A 21,606-nucleotide genomic window follows, 5' to 3' on the forward strand; every position below is an offset into this window, starting at 1 on the left:
CTAGCATAGTAGCATTAAAAAAGGGGGCGAAAAATATTTTTCGCCCCCTTTTTGATACTATACTTCAGAATGACACTTCCTAAGACGCAAATTATTAGGTTGTTACAGGTGATTTTTCTTAAAATAATCACTCATTCACTCAATCTCAATTCACTCAATTTAGCGGTGGCTAATCAATTTTTTGACATATAATTTGTCATCCACCATCATACGGAGGATATAGGTACCTGAGCTTGAAGAAGACAAATCAACGATTTGAGAAAATTCCGTTCCTACTTTTTCGAAATTAGCTTGTGATATTTCTTGACCAAGCATATTGGCCACGCTTAAGCGTAGTTTGGTTGCAGGTTTTTCGAAAGTAGCTTTTAGTAAAAATTGACCCGTATTGCTTGGATTTGGACTTACCGTGAAAAGTTGAGTTTCATCAAACTCGGTTCCCAATACAACAACTTTTGGAGGATTTGGATTAGGACCTTGAATATTAAGATTATCAACAGCCCAACCCCAGCCATGTGCACCCACATCAGCCAACAAACGGAAGCGAATTAAGACTTGGTCGCCAGCTTTAAAATCACCAGACTTAAGCATATCTATTTCACGAGATTTGAATAACGATTGAGTGCCTGTTGCTAGTGAATTACCATTGGCATCGGACGAACTATTCCAGGCGGCTAACCAAGCAGAGTTGCTTGACGAATCCCAGCCATCTTGAAACCATTTCCATGTATTCCCTCCATCTTTAGAGCCTTCTACGATTACGTAGTCATAAAAGTTTCTGTTTGGTACGCCATTGCTAGCAAAGGCAACACCTCTATCACCAGGTTCAACCAATACGATTTCATCAAAATAAATCTTGGCAGTATCGCCTCTTAAAATAACGGGTTTTTGCAAATTAAAAGTAAAGTTACTGTAAGTATCAGAAGGATCAGATGCGGTAAATGCAAACTCCGTTCCGTCTTTGTATGGGTGATCAGAGTGCATACTTTTATTAGTAAAACCAGAAGGTTGTGTTACACTAAAGCCTTTGGTGTAGAAATCGTCTGTAGCTACACTTTCAAAAGTTGTAACATACGAGTTAACAGCAGCGAGGATTTTTTGTACACTAAACTCATAATAACCTGTGCTCGGAGAGTAGGTTGTATTTTTGGCTTTTGTTTTATCTTTTACCACAATTCTGTACTGAATCTTTTCTCCTCCTTTGAATAAGCCACTAGCAAATGTAAACTTTCCAGTAAAAGGATAGGCAATACCACCACTTAACAAATCACTAGATTGGCCTCTAGTGAGAGCAAAGGCGGTTTGAGCTTTTCCGTCAATTAAGTACTCAACATAAACTGTATCAATATCGATATTATCTGCTACTGTCAATGCCGGTAGAGTTACTTGTGTGTCAGAAGGCTTTACCAATGAGATATTGTTAACAAAGTCGATAACGGGTTTAACAGTATCTGCAGCAATTTTGACCTTATAGAAATTAATATTGGCAATACTACCTGAGGCTTCTGCTGGAGTAGAAAATGATTTTTTCTTACTATCTACCGCCGTAAAGTAGTAACTCAAGGTTTGGTCACTTCCTTTGTTTGGCAAGCTGAAAGTATAGTTACCAGTTTTGCCATTTCTTGTCATTAATACTTCTGTTTTATCTTTTGTTATATCTCCATACGAGTACACAAGTTTGACAGAGGTAGAATCAAAGCCATTGTCACCAAAAACTTTGATATTGAACGCCAAAGGATTTACTAAGTCTTCAGAATCTTTGAGGCGTTTATGGGCAATAGTATTTCCTACCCATCCCATATCATTAAATAAACCTAGCATCATAGGACCTGGGTTATGTATGGCTTCTGCTCTGGCAAACTGCGGAGACATCAATGCATTAACCGTTCCTGTACGATAGGTAACTTCATCCCAGTGACTATAGCTCGAACCTTGGTCGTAAGGGTTGGGAGCATAGAGTCTTCCTCGAAGGCTGTCGTTTGCAGCAATAATCAAAGGGGTATTCATATACAACTGTCCTCCTACAAGTTGTTGGTGAAGTTCAGCAGACGGGTTTTTGAAAACACTAGAGTTAAGTAGTTTTTGACCACTTTGACTTTCGACAAATGCATCATAAATGTAAGGAACACCACCGTCAGTAATTACCCCAAGCGTTGCATCTGAGCTAGCTTCGCGCAGTGAGCCAAAAAAGCCAAGACCGTGTCCTATTTCGTGAAGTACTACTGACACAAGGTCATACTTATTGGTAGGAACGATCCCGTCTGTACCATAATACCATGCGAAATCACCATTGAATTGAGCGACGATGTCGGGTCTATCGCCATTCAGATTAGTATGTGCCATTTTTTCAGCGAGAGCAACAGCGTACCAAGTTTGAGCTTTGGTTGCTCCAGGGAAATCACGATAAGCACCAGTCGTAGAGGCTGAGCCCAAAACACTTGAGCCTAAACTTTGCCAATTGGCCGTTATTCGAATAGGTACATCCGAAACCAATATCGACTGCCAAATATCCACCGCTTTTTGAAATGCGGCTTTGGCATCTGCAGGGAAATCATTATAGGTAACAATAAACTGAGATTTGTCTGCGGTAACTTTTGCCGCCTTGTTTTGCTTGAGTAAATACTCAAGTGGTGGAGCAACATAGCTTTTTACGGCAGGAGCATTTGGGTCTGAAGGGGGGCAATAAATACTTCTACCGGGGCCAACAAATTTGTCAAGCTTTGATTGAGCCCGAATAAAAGGAATTGAAAAAAGCGTTAATAAAAGAAGTAAAAGTTGCTTTTTCATAAGTCTAGGATTAAGTGAGAAGGACAAATATTTTCAAGTGAAATCAATGATGATTACAAAAATTAAGAGGGTATTATATTTATGATAAAGACCAATCAAAGAAGAAATTAGTTGCACCAAGGCACAAGGATGGTATAAGGTCATCAACACAACATTTCAAACTTGAATAGTTTAAAATTAGCTTTTTTTATATAAAAAAAGAAGCTTCCTTCTTGATAAAGGAAGCTTCTTTCAAAGATTATAATATTCAAGATTAAATCAAATAAATAATCAGGGAATATCTATTTAAAATTGATTAATACCCTGGGTTTTGAGTCAATTTAGGGTTTGAATCTCTTTCTCTTTGAGGAATTGGTAATAATGCTTGTGTACTTGCCCAGTTAGTAAGCGTAGTAGCTGCACGTCCTGTACGAACCAAGTCAAAGAAATAGTGACCTTCTAATGCCAACTCCAATCTTCTTTGAGTAAAGATTTCATTTTTCAACGCAACTGGATCTGTAACTAATGTAGCACTTGCATCACCAATACCTGCACGGTTACGAATCAAGTTTAAAGCTGTCAAAGCTTCTGCGTTTCTACCAAGTTCAGCTAATGCTTCAGCTCTATTCAAGATAACCTCAGCATAACGGAAAAGTACAGGGAAGTCAGTACCATTAATTCTGAAGTATTTCAATTGAGCATCGTAAGAAGTAGTCAAAATACGACGAGTATCCGTTGTTGAGTAAGCAGACGCCAATGTTGTATTTGGACGAATCTCATTTCTACCACCCAAGGCAGTAGAGAATAAGAAGAATGCCAATGTGTTACTGTTGGTAGTTTCAAAACTTAGTTCCCAGATACTTTCAGCAGTACCTTGGTTCGCAAAAATATTAGAAAACGTAGGTACTAATGAGTGTTGTCCAGAAGCAATGATTTGATCACACAACGAAACTACAGCAGCATAGTCTTTTTGATAAAGAGCTGCTCTTGCTTTCAATGCCAATGCTGCATTTTTTGTAGCTTTTCCTTTATTAGTTGATGGCAAATATGGAAGTGCTGCATCAATATCTGCATAGATTTGCTTGTACACATCGGCAGTTGAGCTACGAGAAACTTTCAAAGATTCGTCAGCTTGTTCTGTTGGATCCAATACTAAAGGTACATCGCCCCACCATCTTACTAAGTTAAAATAGTTGAATGCTCTCAAAAATTTAGCTTCAGCTACAATTTGGTTTTTCGCAGCATCAGTAAAACCTGATTCGTTAATTGATGGCACATACTTAATCAAGAAGTTGTCACGCAAAATAGACGTATAAATTTGCGTCCACATACCTGTTACCGACGTGTTGTTGGTAAGAATAGAGCGGTTTGCAATCTCAGCAAAGTCAGAGAAAGTACCTGTGTGACGAAGGTTTCCTGATTGCAAATCTGGTAATAATTGATAGCGAGTACCAATATAGTTGGCAGATTGTAAACCGTTGTAAGCACCATTAAGTGCCGCGCGTGCTGTCGAAGCATCCTTAATTTCGGATACTACGGCAGTTTGGGGAAGTTGGTCTAGTACTTGTTCACAAGCTGTACTGCCCAAAACAAGAGTACTAAATATAAATATTTTTAGTTTATTCATGGCTTCAAAATCTTTAAAATGAATAACTTACTGTAAAACAATAATACCTACAAATCAAGTGGTTGTACTACTAGAAAGTTAAGTTTACACCAAATGTGATTGTTCTAGGTTGTGGGAAAGTCAAGAAATCTGTACCTAAAGCGGCGTTAGCTGATGAGTTACCGTTAGCTCCTGCTGTGAAAGTACTTACTTCTGGGTCTAAGCCTTTGTAATTAGTAAATGTCAACAAGTTTTGTGCTTGTGCATAAACTCTTACACGCTCAATACCAACTTTGTTTGTTACAGATTTAGGTAATGTGTAACCCAAAATCACGTTTTTCAAACGCAAGTATGAACCATCTTCGATAAAACGGTCAGATACACGACGGTTGTTGTTAGGGTCACCATATACAGCTCTTGGAATATCTGTGTTTGTATTTGTTGGAGTCCAACGATTCAATACAGCATCTGTTTGTCCAAATACACCGTTCATACCTTCAGAGAAGTTACGAGTATAATTCAAGATTTTGTTGCCATATACAAACTGTGCGAAAATTTTCAAGTCAAAACCTTTGTAAGTGAAGTCGTTTGTTAAGCTACCAAAGAATTTTGGTTGAGCAGAACCTAGTACTTGTTGGTCAGCTGAGTTTACAGTACCATCACCGTTCAAATCTTTGAACTTGATATCACCAGGAGCAGTAGTTGCTACCTGATAGTTAGCAAATCCTTTTGCTTTTGCCGCAGCGTTAGCTGCTGCAACTTCATCAGCAGATTGGAAGATTTTTTCTACTACATATCCTCTGAATGCACCTAACTCTTCGCCTTCTGCCAACCAGCTTGCAAAACCGTAAGGAGTTGGTGTTCCGTTGAAGATTTTCATTACTTTATTTCTGTTGAAAGTAATATTGAAACTTGTGTTCCAAGTAAAGTCTTTACCCTTGATATTTTCAGAAGAGATACCTAACTCAAAACCGTTGTTTTGCATTTCACCAATGTTTTGTAGAACCGAAGTAAAACCAGAAGTAGCTGGAATTGTAGCGTTCAACAATAGGTCATTCGTGTATTTGTGGTAATACCCTGCGTTGATAGTAAGACGATTTTTCAACAAACCAATGTCCAAACCAACTTCTGAAGTAGTAGTGGTTTCCCATTTCAAATCAGGGTTTGATAATTGAGAAGGAACTAATGCTCCATTTAACTGATAAGCAACACCACTACCAAATAGACCTAAAGAACCGAAGTTGGTGATTTCAGAGTTACCTGTTTTACCATAACTAGCACGTACTTTCAAATCACTAATAGCTGGAACCGATTCCATAAATTCTTCTTTAGATGCTCTCCATGCAACCGAGATTGAAGGGAATGTACCCCAACGGTTGTTAGCACCAAATCTTGAAGAAGCATCTGTTCTGAATACACCTTGTACCAAATATTTACCATCATAGTCGTAGTTCAAACGGCCATAGTAAGATACCAAGCCCCATGAAGTACCACCCGACGTTGCATCTGTTTTGTTAGCACCTGCCGATACTCTCTTGATAGCATTACCAGGGAAGTTGGTTGATGAAGCTAACACAAAATCATATGTTGACTGTTGGTAGTCAGCACCCGCCGTTGCAGAGATTGAATGGATATTGTTGAAAGAACGATTGTAAGTCAAGTAGTTACTTGTTGACCAGTTCAATTCACCTCCGTTTGTTGCAGTAGCCGAGCCGTTCAAACCTGAAGCAGCATTCAATGTGTTTGGTAAGAAACGATCTTCTTTGAATGATACCTGATCTAAGTTCCAGTTTGTCCTAATTTTCAAACCATCTATCAAAGCTGCTTCTGCAAATACAGTACCTAGTAAACGTCCGCTTGTTGATAAGTTGTAAGGCTCAACGGCTGCTGCTAATGGGTTTTCTGTTGAAGATGAAGCATCTTTACCATAAGAACCATCTGCAAAACGAACAGGAATATCCGATGCCATCAAAATAGCGGTACTCAATACACCATAAATGTTGTTATCGTTGTTGATACGATTTTGTAACGAACGAGTATATGACATTTGAGCACCAGTTTTTACTCTTTTGCTGATTTGATGCTCTAAATTAATTCTACCTACCAAACGCTTATAATCTGAACCTAAAATAATACCTTTTTGGTCAAATAATGATCCTGAGACAAAGAAGGTTGTTTTTTCATTACCACCTCTCGCTGAGATATCATATTGGCTAATAGGAGCATTTCTGAAAATCAAATCTTGCCAGTTTGTGCTAATTGCCTGTGATGGATTTTGGAATACATTTACTGTACGGATACCTCTAGCCTTTGAAGCTGCAGATTCAATCGTGTACAACTGACCACCTGCATTTACGCCAGTGTTACTGTCTGATTGCCAGAACCACGCTGCTGCGTCTGCTGCCGAAGCCCATACACTTGTTCCAGTACCAAAGCCTGGAGTTGTTAATCCGCCTGCACTGTTATATACACCATAACGGTTAATTACCATTTCTTGCAACAACTTTGTTTCTTCAGCACCAGAAATAGGAGTTAGCTTGTTTCCTGATTTTTGTCCAAAACCTGTATAGTAGTTGAAGTTAACTTGAGTTTTACCTGCTTTACCTTTTTTAGTCGTAATCAAAACAACACCATTCGCTGCACGTGAACCATAAATAGCCGCTGCCGCTGCATCTTTCAAAATGTCGATAGATTCGATGTCGTTTGGTGCGATGTCATTCAATGCATTGGAAGACTGGTTACCAAATCCTAACTGTGAATAACTACCAGTGTTGATTGGAATACCATCTACTACATATAAAGGCTCGTTACTTGCTGTGATTGAGCTACCACCACGAAGACGTACTGTAACACCACCACCAGGAGTACCTGAGTTTGAAGTAACCAATACACCTGCAGCACGACCTTGCATAGCTTGGTCAACACCTGTAACTGGAAGGTTTTTCAACTCGTCACTCTTAATCGATGATACTGAATAAGTAGCTTTATTTTTTGCTTGTGTACCATAACCTACGATAACAACTTCGTCGAGGTCAGTAGTAGATGATTTCAAAGTAACATTGATGATAGTTTTTGAACCAACTGCGATTTCTTGCGAGTTGAACCCAACAAAACTATAAATCAAAACTGACTTTGCAGGAGCGCTGATACGATAAGAACCATCTGAAGCAGTGGTGGTTCCTTTCGAAGACCCTTTGATAGTAACATTGACACCTGCTAGTGTCGAACCATCTTCTGATGAAGTTACCTTTCCTGAAATTGCTATGTCTTGGGCGATTGTGCTAAATATAAGCGACAACACCAAAACAAAGCTCATTAGTAGCTTTCTTTTCATGTGACAATTTTTTAGTTTGTTAATACTAAACTGACTTTGGAATAATCTCCAACTAGAACAAAAATACAAACAGAAAAACTTCTAAACCAAATTTTATATGTTGAAACATTAAATTTTTGCAGGTAATATTTTACATATTTGAAAGTTTGCCTTAAAATGTTACTCTAATTCAATAACACTAATTAATAATATTTTGTTTGTAAAATGGTTGGATAAAAGATGAAAATATATTTATGCAAATAACGACCGATTACGATAAATATACATTTTAAAATCCAATTCTCTAAATAATAATAGTATTATTCTAAGATTTCATTTGTCCTGATTCTTAGGAGAAAGATTAACTAACTGAGCTCTAAATCCTTATTTTAACCTCCCAAAGTACAATTCAGTTGAGTCATTGTTTATTAATAGAATAGTTCAAAATGTGTAGACGTATTAAGGGTAACTATCTTTAAGTATACGTCAATGATTTAGTGTCTATTGCCATGATTAGACTATCAGAGTAGTATTCTTCTGCGAGAGGGTAATTCAAGCGTGGCTATTCTTCCAGACGGATTATTCTTGGAATATTATCAATTACTTCTTAATTTCATAAAAGCGTAATACCAAAATCTGACATTACACTAGGTCTAAATGTCATCAAACAAACCTTAACACATTCCATGAAAAAAATAGTACTTTCTGGTGCTTTACTCCTTGGCGCCTTTATGTCATTTGCTCAAACTGCAGCACTCAAAGCCAAAGTGGCACAAAAAGCACAAGCTCTTGAGTCTAAAGTTGTAACGTGGCGTCGTGACTTTCACCAAAATCCTGAATTAAGTAATCGCGAATTTAAGACTTCTGAAAAAGTAGCAGCTCACCTTCGTTCTCTAGGAATTGAAGTACAAACGGGAGTTGCTAAAACAGGTGTGGTAGGTATTCTGAAAGGAGGAAAGCCTGGACCTGTGGTTGCTTTGCGCGCCGATATGGATGCTTTACCTGTAAAGGAAAGAGTAGATATCCCTTTTGCTTCAAAGGCAATGGGTGAATACAACGGACAACCCGTAAGCGTTATGCATGCATGTGGTCATGACTCGCACGTGGCTATTTTGATGGGTACTGCCGAAATTTTGGCAAGTATGAAAAGTGAGCTGAAAGGTACAGTTAAGTTTATTTTCCAACCTGCTGAAGAAGGCGCTCCTGAAGGTGAAGAGGGTGGTGCAGGCTTGATGGTAAAAGAGGGTGTACTTGAAAACCCTAAAGTTGACGCTGTTTTCGGACTTCATATTAGTGCACAAGCACCTGTCGGAACAATTCGTTACCGTCCTAAAGGTACTATGGCTGCTTCGGATTGGTTCAAAATTAAATTAAAAGGCAAGCAAGCACATGGTGCTACTCCTTGGCAAGGTATCGACCCTATTGTTACTGCCTCACAAATCGTGATGGGTTTACAAACCATTGTCAGTCGTAACGCTCCACTTACAGAGTCGGCAGCAGTTGTTACGGTTGGTCAAATCAATGCAGGTGTTCGTAGTAATATCATTCCTGAAGAATTGAATATGAATGGAACCATTCGTACGCTTGATACGCAGGTTCAAGATATGATTCATGCTCGAATGAAGCAGGTGGCCACAAATATTGCTGAAAGTGCTGGTGCGATTGCAGAAGTAAGTATTACCAAAATGTGCCCTGTAACCTTTAATGATCCTTCTTTGACAGAAAAGATGGTTCCAACGCTGGAAGCAGTTGCTGGAAAAGAAAATGTGTTCTTGACTTCAGCAGCTACTGGCGCAGAAGACTTTGCTTTTTATCAAGAAAAAGTACCGGGGTTGTTCTTCTTCCTTGGTGGTGCTCCAAAAGGCAAGAAAGAGTCTGAGACAGCTTCACATCACACCCCAGATTTCTATATCGACGAAGGTGGTTTTGTATTAGGTATGAAAGCCATGACCAACCTAACACTCGATTACATGGAAATGAATGCTGGAAAAGCTATCAATACTACAGGAAAGTAAACTAGTAAATGCAGTTTACTGATAAAGAAAACATAAGTCATCCCTAATTTTTAGGATTGAGATTATTCTTTCAGTTTTTATCAAAAAAGCGGTCGAAAAATAGGTTTTCGACCGCTTTTTTGATGCTACTATGTTAGATATGAATGGCTAGAGACGCAATCATTGCGTCTCTACTGATGGAATACAAATTTTTACTTAATCACCCACTCACTAAATTAGGGATAACCTATGTTTCCTATCATTATGATTTTTTTAATCGTAAAGTTCTGTAAACGAAATTTGGAAAGAAGCGTTTGAGATACACCCCTAATACTTCGTACCATCCACCGACATATACTTCCGATTTTTTGGCAATTATTGCTTGTATGATTCGGCGTGCACATTCATCTGGTAGCATCCCTTTTGCCTGATTGGCATCCATTTGGTTATGTTTACTACCGTCACCAGAAAGAGCATTAAACGAAATTTGCGTCTTGATATAGCCCGGACAAACAACAGTTACATGAAGATTGTCTGGAAAAACCTCTGCTCTTAATGAGTCGAAAAAGGCAATTACAGCATGTTTGGTGGCGCCATAACCGCCACGTAACGGCGTTCCAATTTTGCCGGCCACACTACTGATGGCTACAAAATGTCCTGATTGTCTTTGGGTAAAATGCGGTAAAATTGCTTGTGTCAAAGCTACTACGCTAAAGAAGTTTATCTCCATTAAATCTCGATATACCTGAAAAACGGTATCCTTCACCATCGAACGTTGAGACACTCCAGCATTTTGTATTACGATATCAATATGACCAAAATGATGTATCACTTCCTCTACTTTTTGTGACATCGACGATATATCTAACATATCGAGAGGTAAAACCAAAATATCTTTTGGTGGTAATCCTGTAAGTGCTGCAACTCTGTCTAGCTCATCTTTTCGTCGGGCAGACAAGACTAATTTGACAGGCATTTTTGCCAACTCCAGTGCTAGCGCTTCCCCAATCCCTGAGGAAGCTCCTGTAATCCAAATGACTTTTTGGTCGAGATACATAGTATTATTATGAGCGGAATAAACGTATTTTGGAATAGTTGTTTGGGCTATCAGGTAATACTTATGGTATTTGTTTTTTTACGAAGTTGATATTTTTCGAAAAATGATATAGCATTGTACCTGATACCCCTTTTTTTACACCAAACTTAAAACAAAGGCATAATCTCGAGCAACTTCTTTAAATCTTTGGAAGCGTCCCGATGCGCCACCATGCCCTGTCGACATATCACAGTGCATAAGTAAGATATTATTGTCAGTTTTTAACTCTCTCAGCTTGGCTACCCATTTGGCTGGCTCCCAATATTGAACCTGCGAATCATGCAAGCCTGTTGTGACCAACATATTTGGGTAATCTTGTGCTACTACATTGTCGTATGGTGAATATGACTTCATGTAATCATAATATACTTTTTCTTTAGGATTACCCCATTCTTCCCATTCTCCTGTCGTAAGCGGAATAGTTTCATCTAACATGGTTGTAACAACATCTACGAAAGGCACTGCTGCTAAGATACCTTTATATAAGTCTGGACGATAGTTGATAATTGCACCCATCAATAAACCACCTGCTGAGCCGCCGTTGGCAAAAAGCTTATCTTTCGAAGTCCATTTTTCTTGGATCAAATACTCTGAAACATCAATAAAATCAAAGAATGTATTTTTCTTTTGAAGCATCTTCCCATTTTCATACCAAGGACGTCCCATTTCTTGTCCCCCTCGGATATGGGCAATGGCAAAGGCAAAACCTCTGTCCAACAAACTTAAACGTGCAGCAGAGAAATACGGATCGATAGAATAGCCATATGAGCCATACGCATACTGTAACAAAGGTTGCGAACCATCTTTCTTGAATCCTTTTTTATAGACAATCGAAATAGGCACTTGCACACCATCACGTGCAGTCGCAAAAAGCCTTTCGGTTTGATAATCTTCTTTATTGAATACACCAAGAACTTCTTGTTCCTTCATGAGCGTCTTCTCCTGTGTATCCATATTATAATCAAATACCGAACTAGGAGTAGTCAATGAAGTATAATGAAAGCGAAGCAAATCAGTATCAAAGTTAGGATTGTATCCAACACCTGCATCATAGGCAGGTTCACCAAAATTCAAATAATGCTCTTTTTGTGTACTTTGGTCAATGACTCTCAAATGAATGAGTGCATGGCTACGTTCAGTTAACACCAAATGACGACGAAAAACATCTATACCTTCCAAGTAAGTATCTTCACGATGCGCGATTACTTCTTTCCAGTTTTCGATATTATACGATTCATTTTCAGGAACTTCCATTAGTTTAAAGTTCGTTGCGTCTCCCGCATTTGTACGAATGTAGAACTTGTCCTCAAAATGTTCAATCGAATATTGCAATCCATGCTGACGCGGATAAAAGGCTTTGAATTCACCATCAGGGTTTGATGCCTCCAACAAGCGATACTCTGTAGAAACACCGTTGTGGTCAGAAACCGAAACGATATATTTTTTAGATTTCATACGCCCCAATCCCATATAAAATTGTGGGTCTTCCTCGGTATACACCAAAACATCCTCAGAGACTGATGTGCCTAATTTATGACGATAAACTTTTGAAGCCAATAAAGTTTGAGGGTCACGTTGCAGATAAAAAATCGTTTGATTGTCGGCTGCCCAAGCGTAAGCTCCACCTTCCGTATTTTCTATTGTTTCAGTGTATAGTTCGCCTGTTTGAAGATTTTTAAAATAAAGCGTATAGTTACGACGGCTGATTGTGTCAATGCTATACGCCAGTATTTGGTCATTGTCCGAAATATCATAGCCACCAATCGAGAAATAGTCATGACCTTCTGCAAGGGCATTACCATCCAGTAGCACTTCCTCATCCGCGTCCATCGAATGTTTTTTTCGACAATACAAAGGATATTCCCCACCTTCGATATATTTAGAGTAATAGTAGTATTCTCCATCGCGGTAAGGTACAGATTCATCCTGCTCTTTTATTCGACCTTTCATTTCTTCAAAAAGCTCCTCTTGAAAAGCTTTAGTTGGAGACATAACCGTTTCTGTATAAGCATTTTCTGCTTCAAGGTAGGTGATTACTTCTGGATTTTCACGGTCATTTAACCAATAATAATTATCCACACGAGTATCCTCGTGGATGGTCATAGGGTAAGGTTTGATAGGAGCCTTGGGCGCTGGAATACCTTGAATGTTCATAGAATTTATGGAATTGTCAGACTGAGTAAAAACAGTAAAGTTTTTGATAAATAAAATAATTCACATTTAACCTCAATGTAGGTCATGAGCTAAACGCATTATTCAAAGATAAAGTTTTCTTAGATAAATCTTGAACAAGATATAGGCAAGTTCTAAGTAGCCAATATTTAGAGGGAAGATTCCAAAGCGAAATCAAGGTCTATAAAAATCTCCTTTACGACCAAGTCGCTGTGCTAAAGAGGTGCAAATCAATCGAGAAGAAAAATAGAAAGAATAGGCTTTTATGCGAAAATTTTCCTTGTAATTATTTGTATATCGCCATGATATTCAGTAATTTTGCATTCCCATTTTCGACTGGATGCCCGTTCAGAAAGGAAATAAGGCAAAATCATTGAAAATCAGGTGTATTCCGTCATCTGTAAAAGATGATTCATAACATTAAAACTTAGAACAAAAGTGGATACTTTAAGTTACAAAACCATCTCAGCTAACAAAGCTACCGTAGAGAAGGGATGGGTAATCGTAGATGCAGAAAACCAAATCGTAGGTCGTTTAACTTCTGAGATTGCTAAAATCTTACGTGGTAAACACAAGCCAAGCTACACTCCGAATGTTGACTGTGGTGATAACGTTATCGTAATCAATGCTGATAAAATCCGTTTTACTGGCAAGAAATTAACTGATAAAGTTTACACTCGTCACACTGGTTATCCAGGTGGTCAGCGTTTTGCTACTCCAAGAGAAGTGTTGAGCAAAAACCCTAGAGGCGTTGTTGAAGCAGCAGTAAAAGGTATGCTTCCCAAAAACCGTCTAGGTCGTCGTTTGTTCACAAACTTGCACGTTTATGCAGGTACTGAACACCCACACGTAGCTCAACAACCAAAAGAAATTAAATTCTAATAATCGTTATTAGTTGTAGTTGGGAGCGCCACTATGACCGATAACTTCTCTATAAAACAATGGCAGAAGTAACTAATACATTAGGAAGAAGAAAAACGGCTGTTGCGCGTCTTTACATGACTCCAGGTAAGGGCGAAATCATCATCAACGGTCGTGAAATTAAAGAATATTTTCCATCAGAAATTTTACAAATCATCGTTAACCAACCTTTCGCTTTAACAAAAACTGAAGGTACTTACGATGTTAAAGTAAACGTTGATGGCGGTGGTATCAAAGGACAAGCAGAAGCAATCCGTTTGGCTATCTCTAGAGCATTGCAAGAAATCGATAGCGAATTGCGTCCTCCATTGAAGAAAGAAGGCTTCTTGACTCGTGACCCTCGTATGGTAGAACGTAAGAAACCAGGTCGTCGTAAAGCACGTCGTAGATTCCAGTTCTCGAAACGTTAATATTTTACGGCTTTTGGTATACGAATTTCAGTCCAGCAATGGTCTGCTTGTTATTCGTATGCCAAATGCTTATTGCTGTTAGGCTTGCAGTGACCGATGCCCACAGCGATTATTTACTCATATTTTTTTTCATCATTTAGTGTTGAATTCATTTCAACAATACACAAATGGCACAATTAGAATACAAAAACTTATTGGATGCTGGTGTTCACTTCGGACACTTAACACGTAAGTGGGATCCAAGAATGGCTCCATACATCTTTATGGAGAAAAATGGCATTCACATCATCGACTTGAACAAGACTTTGGCTTGTTTGGACGAAGCATGTACTGCTATTAAAGCAATCGTTCGTTCTGGACGTAAAGTAATGTTCGTAGCTACAAAGAAACAAGCTCAAGAGATTGTTTCTGAAGAAGCACGTCGTTTGAAAATGCCTTTCGTTACTGACCGTTGGTTGGGTGGTATGTTGACAAACTTTGCAACTGTTCGTAAATCTATCAAGAAGATGGGACAGATTGAAAAGATGTTGAAAGACGAAGAAACTTTCAAGGCATTGGCTAAACGTGAGCGTTTGATGATGACTCGTGACAAAGAGAAAATGGAAAGAGTATTAGGTGGTATCACTGATTTGACTCGTCTTCCTGCTGCTTTGTTCGTAGTTGACGTTAAGCGTGAGCACATTGCAGTTGCTGAAGCAAAACGTTTGGGTATTCCAGTTTTCGCTATGTGCGATACTAACTCAAACCCTGATTTAGTAGACTTCCCAGTTCCAGCAAACGATGACGCTTACAAATCAATCGCTTTGATTACTTTAGCTATTGGTAAGGCTATCGAAGAAGGTTTGATGGAGCGTAAGCAAGATAAAGACGATGCTCGTATCGCTGAAGAAGAAGAGGCAAAGAAAGTTGCAGAGGAAGAAGAAGCAGCACGCGAAGCAGCGAAATTAGCAGCTAAATACGAAAAAGAAGAAGAAGCTTAATAGCAAATGGGGCTATAAGCCTGTAAACTTTCTTTCGTAGATTGACACTGATATTCTTAAGTTATTAAGTGTCAATGAAATAATTATTACCATTTGAATAGCCCATAGTTTTCTGTGGGCTATTCTGTTAGTTTTGGGAGGCTATTAAGAAATAAGTAATTGTTACGAAAAGGCTATTACTAAAAGTAAGTTAGTACGCAAAATAAAATTTAAGATTGTGGTTTAAGCTTTCAGGTAACGACTTTTGGCGGTGGGCTTTGGAAAAAAGCGTGTGCGTGGTTATTAAAACATTTTAACACTCTTTGCCTTGTGCCTGTTGTCTAAACACATAACTTAAATCTAGTTTTGCACTATTAATTATTGATACTTTCAAAGCTTAAAAGTTTAATAGAAATTTTAATCTTAAAATATACAAAACGATGGCTATTACAGCAGCAGACGTTAATAAACTAAGACAAATGACAGGTGCGGGCATGATGGATTGCAAAAAAGCCCTAACTGAAGCTAATGGCGATTTTGAAGCCGCTATCGATATTCTTCGTAAAGCTGGACAAAAAGTTGCAGCTAAGCGTGCTGACAATGCTACTAATGAAGGTGTTGTATTGATCTCTATCAGCGAAGATGGTTCAAATGGTAAATTACTTGCTTTGGCTTGTGAAACTGAACCAGTTTCTAAAGTAGCTGATTTCAATAACTTGGCTTCTGCTTTGTTGGAAGCTGCAGTATCAAACAATGCTGCTACTAAAGAAGAAGTATTGGCAGCTACATTGTCTGACGGACGTACTGCAGAAGAAAATATTATCGAATTGACTGGTAAAATTGGTGAAAAAATTACTATCGCTGGTTACGAAAACGTAACTGCTGAGAAAGTAGTTTCTTATATTCACTCAAACAACAAAATCGGTGTATTGGTAGCATTTGCTAACACTTCTGGTGTTGATGTTCTAGAAGTAGGTAAAGATATCGCTATGCAAATCACTGCAATGAAACCAGTTGCTTTGGACAAAGACGGTGTTGATGCTGCTACAATCGAGCGTGAAATCGAAATCGGTAAAGACCAAGCTCGTGCTGAAGGGAAGCCAGAAGCTATGTTGGAAAAAATCGCAGTAGGTAAATTAGAGAAATTCTACAAAGAATCTACTTTGTTGAACCAACAGTTTGTGAAAGATTCATCTATCAACATCAAACAATTGTTGGAACAAACTCAAAAAGGTTTGACAATCACAGAATTCAAACGTATTGCTTTAGCATAATCGCTTGAATACGATATTTTTACTAAGAGCCTCCCCAAAAGAGGCTCTTATTTTTTATTTCAGTTGATACACTTTATTTATATAAAATACAGAGTTTTTATTTCTTTTATTCGACATTTATCAGTTATATTCATCGATTAACTACTTTGTTAAATATAATTGTAGCATAATTGGTATTTTTAACGTCAATAGCTTTATAATCAGTAAATTAGGAGTTGCTTAGTGATTAAATAACAGGTGTATTAGATTATTTTCATGCGAATACCCAAAGGAGGAAGTGACGATTAATAAGATTTAGGGAACGCCACCCTATTTGTACGAAGTTTTTTGTAACTTGCCTTCCTTAATATTATGTAGACAAATGATAATAATTAAATAATAAACACTATCTTTTTCAGTAAAACTATATGAAATCCGCCTGAGCTAAATCAAAGTCTGCTAATGAAAGCTAATCTTAAAAAAGAAACTGATGAAAAGCTCGTGAAGCTTTTTATCGAAACTCAAAAGAATATCTATTTTGAGCATTTATATGATAGATATTCAGATAAAGTATATCGCAAATGCCTATCATTTGTAAAAGATGAAGCGCGTGCCGAAGACTTCGCACACGACATCTTTCTAAAATTAGTGATGAATATATCATCGTATAAGGAAACTGCTAAGTTTTCAACATGGCTATATTCGATTACTTATAACTACTGTATTGATCAAACTCGACTGGCTAAGCGTTATTCAGAAACCTTGATGGATGAAAACTTCGACGTAGAGGACTATGACGAAGGAGCAGAATTGGCTGAAATGGAAGCAACAAAACTTCGTAAAGCCTTATCTCAAATGCAACCAGAGGAAAAATCTATTCTGATGATGAAGTATCAGGATGATTTATCTATTAAGGAAATATCATCTACCTTAGACATATCTGAAAGTGCAGTGAAAATGCGCTTGCTTAGAGCCAAAGAAAAAATCAGAAAAGTTTACCTTGAATCAACGCTTATTTGGGGAATAATTATCGCTAAAGCACTTAGCTTACTATTTGGAAATGACTAAATTTGGTTCCAAATACGCTAATTACTTAAATAGATATGGCTGAAAACCCCTTTAAAGATTTAGAATCTTCGGAAAAGGCTCCAGAAAGTCTCAAGCGAGCTCTTGTATCAGAGATTGATACAATTCGCAACACTTCTATCATCATAGATTTGTTTGTTGGTAATTTCATCAATACCATAACTGCTTCGTTGAATACACAACGAGGTGACTCTACTATTACACCTAAAGATGAATTATAGCTCTTTACTTTCATTATTATAATCGCATTTATTGATCATGCCAAACATCCAAGACATTTTAATTGATACATTTCGTAAATTATTAGAGCAGTTAACAGGTTTTGTACCGAAACTACTTGGAGCTACTATTCTATTGATTGTGGGTTCAATCGTTTCAAAACTTGTAAGTCGAATCTTAAAAACGGCCCTTGAAAAGTCAGGATTTGATCGCCTAGGAGACAAGCTAAATAAGATTGATGTTATATCCCGATTTGGGGAGTTGAAATTAAGTTTGATCGTCTCTAAAGTGTTACAGTACTTTATCATGTTGGTATTTATTACTGCCTCTACCGAAACGTTAGGCATGCAAGTACTGACAGATATGGTCGCATCTTTAGTTAATTTAATCCCCAAATTGATAGCTTCTGCTATTTTGCTTTTTGCTGGGTTAATGATTGCAGATACCCTAAAAAATACGGTAATAAACTTATGTAATTCGTTTAAAATCGATTCTGCGAAGCTCCTTGGCAATATAGTATTTTTCTTCTTCTTTGTGATTGCGTTGATCGCCTCTCTTAAACAGGCCGGTATCGAAACTAGCCTTTTAGAATCGAGCTTCAATCTAATCATAGGAGGAGTCGTTTTAGCGTTTGCCATAGGATATGGTTTTGCCTCGCGTGACGTTTTAACAAATATCCTGTCTAACTTCTATAGCAAAAATAAATTCAAAGAAGGACAAGTCATCGAAGTGAATGGTGTGAAAGGTACCATCGTTTCGTTTGACACCACCTCTTTAACATTACAAACTGGCGAAACACAGACAATTTTACCTTTGAATGTACTACAAAAGGAAAGAATTGAAGTTTTCACACATGACTCAAAGGTAGAATCAGACCTGTAGTGCCAGATTTGTGTTGAGAAGGAGAGTGGAAATTCTACAATCAATACATATTAGAGCCATGCTGAAAAAAATTTTATTAACACTCTCAATTTTAAGTGTAGGTTGTGCTATAAGAGCACAAGAGGCAAAAAAAGATACTTCTTACTGGAAAAAGAAAACCTCTTTTGGTGCCAACTTCAACCAAGCTAGTTTTAATGGAGCTTGGAGTTCTGTTCAAGGTGCGAAAGGATCTGTAGGGTTCAACGTATTTTTTAATGCAAAAGGTGAATATAATAAGGGGAGAGTCAACTGGGTAAATGATTTACAAATGCAGTATGGCTTACAGGATAATGGAAGTGGTTTAAGAAAAACAATAGATAGGGTATTCTTTGATACTAAACTAGGAAATAAAATTTCTCCTAAATGGTTGTTTATCGCCAACCTCAACTTTCAATCGCAATTTTCAAAGGGCTATAACTATGGAGCAGGCGCTGATGTGACACTTCCAGATGGAACTACCTATAAACCCGATATTTTGGTTTCGAATTTGTTCTCTCCTGCGTACATAACCGAATCTATAGGTCTTGAATGGAAACCTTCAAAAGTCTTTAATATGTCTTTTGCTCCTGGAGCCCTTCGTCAGACTATCATCGCGGACAATAAAATTGCGTTTACCAAAACAGGAGAGCGATATGGTGTACCAGATGGCAAAAACATTAAAAATGAAGTAGCCTTGATGCAGATAGTTGCAACGTTGGATAAAGATGTAGCAAAGAATATTAATCTAAAGGCGCGTTATGCATTGTTTGTGAAATACAATGACCTCGCAGCAATGGATAATCGCTTAGATGCGAAATTTACAGCCAAGGTTAATAAATACATAAGCACTACATTTGATATCATTGCTATGTATTTCCAAGATCAAAGTGCTAATTTACAAGTAGCTCAAAACTTGGGTATTGGTCTTTTATATACTTTTCCATGATTTCTAAACTAAACTACCGATGTTAAAAGAATTTAAAAGTTTTATCTCTCAGGGTAATGTGCTTGATTTGGCAGTGGGGGTTGTAATAGGTGGAGCATTTAGCAAAATTACTACCTCACTTGTTGAGGATATTTTAATGCCAGTGGTTGGCTTATTTCTTGGCGGAATCGATTTTTCTTCTTGGAAGGTCGTGCTAAAAGCTGCAAACCCTGCAGAAAACCAAGCAGAAGTAGCCATGAAATTTGGTAGTTTTGTTCAGATTTCGGTCAATTTCCTTATCGTAGCATGGGTGATTTTCTTGGTCATTAAGGCTGCAAATAAAGCAGGTTTGACAGAAAAGAAATTTGAATAAATCATCAAAGATTTCGATTTTCAACAAAAGTCTGATGCTAATGGCGTCAGACTTTTGTTTTTTATTTTTTAAAGCATATTTGGTAAAGCGCTTTTTGATTATTTTGCAACGTCAAAAAGTCTTTCATGCAGAAAGATTTGACACTGATACAAAATGAGTACTTTTTGATGGGCTTATATTGGTGGTTTGATACAAAAACAAAATGAATTAAAGCTTTATCCCAAAAATAAAACTGTTATGAAAATTGTAATCTTAGGAGGTGGAGAAAGTGGCGTAGGTGCAGCTTTGTTGGCAAAAAGTAAAGGATATGAGGTTTTTTTATCTGATAAATCAGCCTTGTCTGACAAGTACAAAGAAATTTTAGAGCAAAATGATATTCCTTACGAAGAGGGACAACACAATGAGGAGTTTATTTTGGATGCCGATGAAATTATCAAAAGCCCTGGGATTCCTGATAAAGTTGAATTAATTAAAAAGTTAAAGTCTTTGCGCAAACCTATTATATCAGAAATAGAGTTTGCTTCAAGATATACCAAAGCGAAAATTATTGCTATAACTGGAAGTAATGGTAAAACTACCACTACGCTTCTAACGTATCATATTCTCAAATCGGCAGGATTGAAGGTTGGTCTAGCTGGAAATGTGGGGGATAGTTTCGCGAAACAGGTGATTGAGGATACTTTCGATTATTTTGTGCTGGAGCTTTCGAGTTTTCAGCTTGACAATTGCTATAATTTCAAGGCTGATATTGCCATTTTATTGAACATTACACCCGACCACCTTGACCGTTATGAGTATAATTTCCAAAACTACGTGAATTCCAAATTCCGTATTTTGCAGAATATGACGGCCACAGACCATTTTATTTATTTTCAAGAAAGTGAAGCATTAGCGAAAGAACTGACCCAAAAAACATATTCAGTCAACCACTTGCCAGTTTCAATTCAGGAAGAGGTAGCTCAAGGAGCATTTGTGCAAAATGGTATTTTGGAGGCTAAATTTCAAGAAAGAGATTTTCAGATTGAAATAGAAAAATTACCAATCAAAGGTACCCATAATAGCATCAATGCAAGTTGTGCCGTGTTAGCGTCCCAAGCCATCGGATTGAGCGATGAGCAAATTACTACGGGCTTACTTTCTTTCCAAAGTGTAGAGCACCGCTTAGAACCAGCTGGAATTGTAAATGGAGTTTCTTTTGTGAATGACTCGAAGGCCACGAACGTAGACTCAGTATTTTATGCACTAGGAAGTTTTAATGAGCCTATTGTATTAATAATGGGAGGAGTTGATAAAGGTAACGACTATAGCCAAATAGATGAGTTAGTGGCAAACAAAGTCAAGGCCCTTGTATGTATGGGAACAGATAATCATAAATTGTTTGATTATTTTGGTAAAAAAGTACCTTTAATTTTTGATACAAAATCTATGAAAGAGGCTGTGGAAACAGCAGCAAACTTAGCAGTTGAGGGCGATGTAGTACTCTTATCACCAGCTTGTGCCAGTTTTGATTTGTTCAAAAATTATGAAGACAGAGGTCGCCAATTTAAGCAAGCTGTCAAAGAATTACCCAATCTGAAATAATCCTACTTTACTTAATACCCATAGAATTCTATCAA

Annotated in this window: 16 protein-coding genes; 11 read left to right on the top strand and 5 right to left on the bottom strand. The window is 37.7% G+C overall.

Annotation, left to right across the window (positions count from 1 at the left end):
- Positions 1–159 precede the first annotated feature (159 nt).
- The 3 genes from QM524_RS17470 to QM524_RS17480 all read right to left on the bottom strand — a co-directional run bounded on the left by QM524_RS17470 (position 160) and on the right by QM524_RS17480 (position 7,703).
- A complete protein-coding gene (locus QM524_RS17470) occupies positions 160–2,784 on the bottom strand; it encodes a T9SS type A sorting domain-containing protein (RefSeq protein WP_283345559.1) in 2,625 nt (874 codons plus the stop codon).
- Between the two features lie 295 nt (positions 2,785–3,079).
- On the bottom strand, positions 3,080–4,390 hold the full coding sequence (locus QM524_RS17475) for a RagB/SusD family nutrient uptake outer membrane protein (RefSeq protein WP_283345560.1): 1,311 nt from the start codon (positions 4,388–4,390) through the stop codon (positions 3,080–3,082).
- A gap of 70 nt (positions 4,391–4,460) precedes the next feature.
- The gene (locus QM524_RS17480; RefSeq protein ID WP_283345561.1) at positions 4,461–7,703 is read right to left on the bottom strand and encodes a SusC/RagA family TonB-linked outer membrane protein; all 3,243 of its coding nucleotides are present in this window, start codon (positions 7,701–7,703) and stop codon (positions 4,461–4,463) included.
- Between the two features lie 665 nt (positions 7,704–8,368).
- Between QM524_RS17480 and QM524_RS17485 the strand changes: the two genes are divergently transcribed.
- Positions 8,369–9,697, top strand: a complete 1,329-nt coding sequence (locus QM524_RS17485; protein WP_283345562.1) for an amidohydrolase — start codon at positions 8,369–8,371, stop codon at positions 9,695–9,697.
- Between the two features lie 241 nt (positions 9,698–9,938).
- Here the strand turns inward: QM524_RS17485 and QM524_RS17490 are convergent, their stop codons facing one another.
- Together QM524_RS17490 and QM524_RS17495 are read right to left on the bottom strand one after the other, a co-directional pair.
- Positions 9,939–10,733: an SDR family oxidoreductase gene (locus QM524_RS17490; RefSeq protein ID WP_283345563.1), complete on the bottom strand. Its 795-nt coding sequence runs from the start codon at positions 10,731–10,733 to the stop codon at positions 9,939–9,941.
- Between the two features lie 135 nt (positions 10,734–10,868).
- On the bottom strand, positions 10,869–12,926 hold the full coding sequence (locus tag QM524_RS17495; protein ID WP_283345564.1) for a S9 family peptidase: 2,058 nt from the start codon (positions 12,924–12,926) through the stop codon (positions 10,869–10,871).
- Positions 12,927–13,382: 456 nt separating this feature from the next.
- Here QM524_RS17495 and rplM point away from each other — a divergent pair, with 456 nt between their 5' ends.
- The 10 genes from rplM to murD all read left to right on the top strand — a co-directional run bounded on the left by rplM (position 13,383) and on the right by murD (position 21,571).
- Positions 13,383–13,826: a 50S ribosomal protein L13 gene (rplM, locus tag QM524_RS17500; protein WP_095161345.1), complete on the top strand. Its 444-nt coding sequence runs from the start codon at positions 13,383–13,385 to the stop codon at positions 13,824–13,826.
- Positions 13,827–13,885: 59 nt separating this feature from the next.
- Positions 13,886–14,275: a 30S ribosomal protein S9 gene (gene rpsI, locus QM524_RS17505; RefSeq protein ID WP_095161346.1), complete on the top strand. Its 390-nt coding sequence runs from the start codon at positions 13,886–13,888 to the stop codon at positions 14,273–14,275.
- Positions 14,276–14,442: 167 nt separating this feature from the next.
- Positions 14,443–15,255, top strand: coding sequence for a 30S ribosomal protein S2 (gene rpsB / locus QM524_RS17510; RefSeq protein WP_095161347.1), 813 nt, complete (start codon positions 14,443–14,445; stop codon positions 15,253–15,255).
- 419 nt (positions 15,256–15,674) lie between these two features.
- Positions 15,675–16,508: a translation elongation factor Ts gene (tsf, locus tag QM524_RS17515; protein WP_095161348.1), complete on the top strand. Its 834-nt coding sequence runs from the start codon at positions 15,675–15,677 to the stop codon at positions 16,506–16,508.
- 441 nt (positions 16,509–16,949) lie between these two features.
- A complete protein-coding gene (locus tag QM524_RS17520) occupies positions 16,950–17,555 on the top strand; it encodes an RNA polymerase sigma factor (RefSeq protein ID WP_095161349.1) in 606 nt (201 codons plus the stop codon).
- A gap of 35 nt (positions 17,556–17,590) precedes the next feature.
- Positions 17,591–17,794, top strand: a complete 204-nt coding sequence (locus QM524_RS17525) for a hypothetical protein (protein WP_095161350.1) — start codon at positions 17,591–17,593, stop codon at positions 17,792–17,794.
- Between the two features lie 37 nt (positions 17,795–17,831).
- Positions 17,832–18,674 (top strand): mechanosensitive ion channel family protein, encoded by an 843-nt coding sequence (locus QM524_RS17530; protein WP_095161351.1) that lies wholly within the window; start codon positions 17,832–17,834, stop codon positions 18,672–18,674.
- A 58-nt stretch (positions 18,675–18,732) separates the two neighbouring features.
- Positions 18,733–19,638, top strand: coding sequence for a DUF3078 domain-containing protein (locus QM524_RS17535; protein WP_095161352.1), 906 nt, complete (start codon positions 18,733–18,735; stop codon positions 19,636–19,638).
- 19 nt (positions 19,639–19,657) lie between these two features.
- The gene (gene mscL / locus QM524_RS17540) at positions 19,658–19,990 is read left to right on the top strand and encodes a large conductance mechanosensitive channel protein MscL (RefSeq protein ID WP_095161353.1); all 333 of its coding nucleotides are present in this window, start codon (positions 19,658–19,660) and stop codon (positions 19,988–19,990) included.
- 237 nt (positions 19,991–20,227) lie between these two features.
- Positions 20,228–21,571, top strand: coding sequence for a UDP-N-acetylmuramoyl-L-alanine--D-glutamate ligase (gene murD / locus QM524_RS17545; protein WP_283345565.1), 1,344 nt, complete (start codon positions 20,228–20,230; stop codon positions 21,569–21,571).
- Positions 21,572–21,606: the final 35 nt, after the last annotated feature.

Source organism: Flectobacillus roseus (genome assembly GCF_030056595.1).
Classification (GTDB): Bacteria; Bacteroidota; Bacteroidia; order Cytophagales; family Spirosomataceae; genus Flectobacillus; species Flectobacillus roseus.

Bases quoted from the DNA above. Each gene is read 5' to 3' on its own strand.
- QM524_RS17470 (WP_283345559.1), bottom strand. From the start codon at position 2,784: ATGAAAAAGCAACTTTTACTTCTTTTATTAACGCTTTTTTCAATTCCT.
- QM524_RS17475 (WP_283345560.1), bottom strand. From the start codon at position 4,390: ATGAATAAACTAAAAATATTTATATTTAGTACTCTTGTTTTGGGCAGT.
- QM524_RS17480 (WP_283345561.1), bottom strand. From the start codon at position 7,703: ATGAAAAGAAAGCTACTAATGAGCTTTGTTTTGGTGTTGTCGCTTATA.
- QM524_RS17485 (WP_283345562.1), top strand. From the start codon at position 8,369: ATGAAAAAAATAGTACTTTCTGGTGCTTTACTCCTTGGCGCCTTTATG.
- QM524_RS17490 (WP_283345563.1), bottom strand. From the start codon at position 10,733: ATGTATCTCGACCAAAAAGTCATTTGGATTACAGGAGCTTCCTCAGGG.
- QM524_RS17495 (WP_283345564.1), bottom strand. From the start codon at position 12,926: ATGAACATTCAAGGTATTCCAGCGCCCAAGGCTCCTATCAAACCTTAC.
- rpsI (WP_095161346.1), top strand. From the start codon at position 13,886: ATGGCAGAAGTAACTAATACATTAGGAAGAAGAAAAACGGCTGTTGCG.
- rpsB (WP_095161347.1), top strand. From the start codon at position 14,443: ATGGCACAATTAGAATACAAAAACTTATTGGATGCTGGTGTTCACTTC.
- tsf (WP_095161348.1), top strand. From the start codon at position 15,675: ATGGCTATTACAGCAGCAGACGTTAATAAACTAAGACAAATGACAGGT.
- QM524_RS17520 (WP_095161349.1), top strand. From the start codon at position 16,950: ATGAAAGCTAATCTTAAAAAAGAAACTGATGAAAAGCTCGTGAAGCTT.
- QM524_RS17525 (WP_095161350.1), top strand. From the start codon at position 17,591: ATGGCTGAAAACCCCTTTAAAGATTTAGAATCTTCGGAAAAGGCTCCA.
- QM524_RS17530 (WP_095161351.1), top strand. From the start codon at position 17,832: ATGCCAAACATCCAAGACATTTTAATTGATACATTTCGTAAATTATTA.
- QM524_RS17535 (WP_095161352.1), top strand. From the start codon at position 18,733: ATGCTGAAAAAAATTTTATTAACACTCTCAATTTTAAGTGTAGGTTGT.
- mscL (WP_095161353.1), top strand. From the start codon at position 19,658: ATGTTAAAAGAATTTAAAAGTTTTATCTCTCAGGGTAATGTGCTTGAT.
- murD (WP_283345565.1), top strand. From the start codon at position 20,228: ATGAAAATTGTAATCTTAGGAGGTGGAGAAAGTGGCGTAGGTGCAGCT.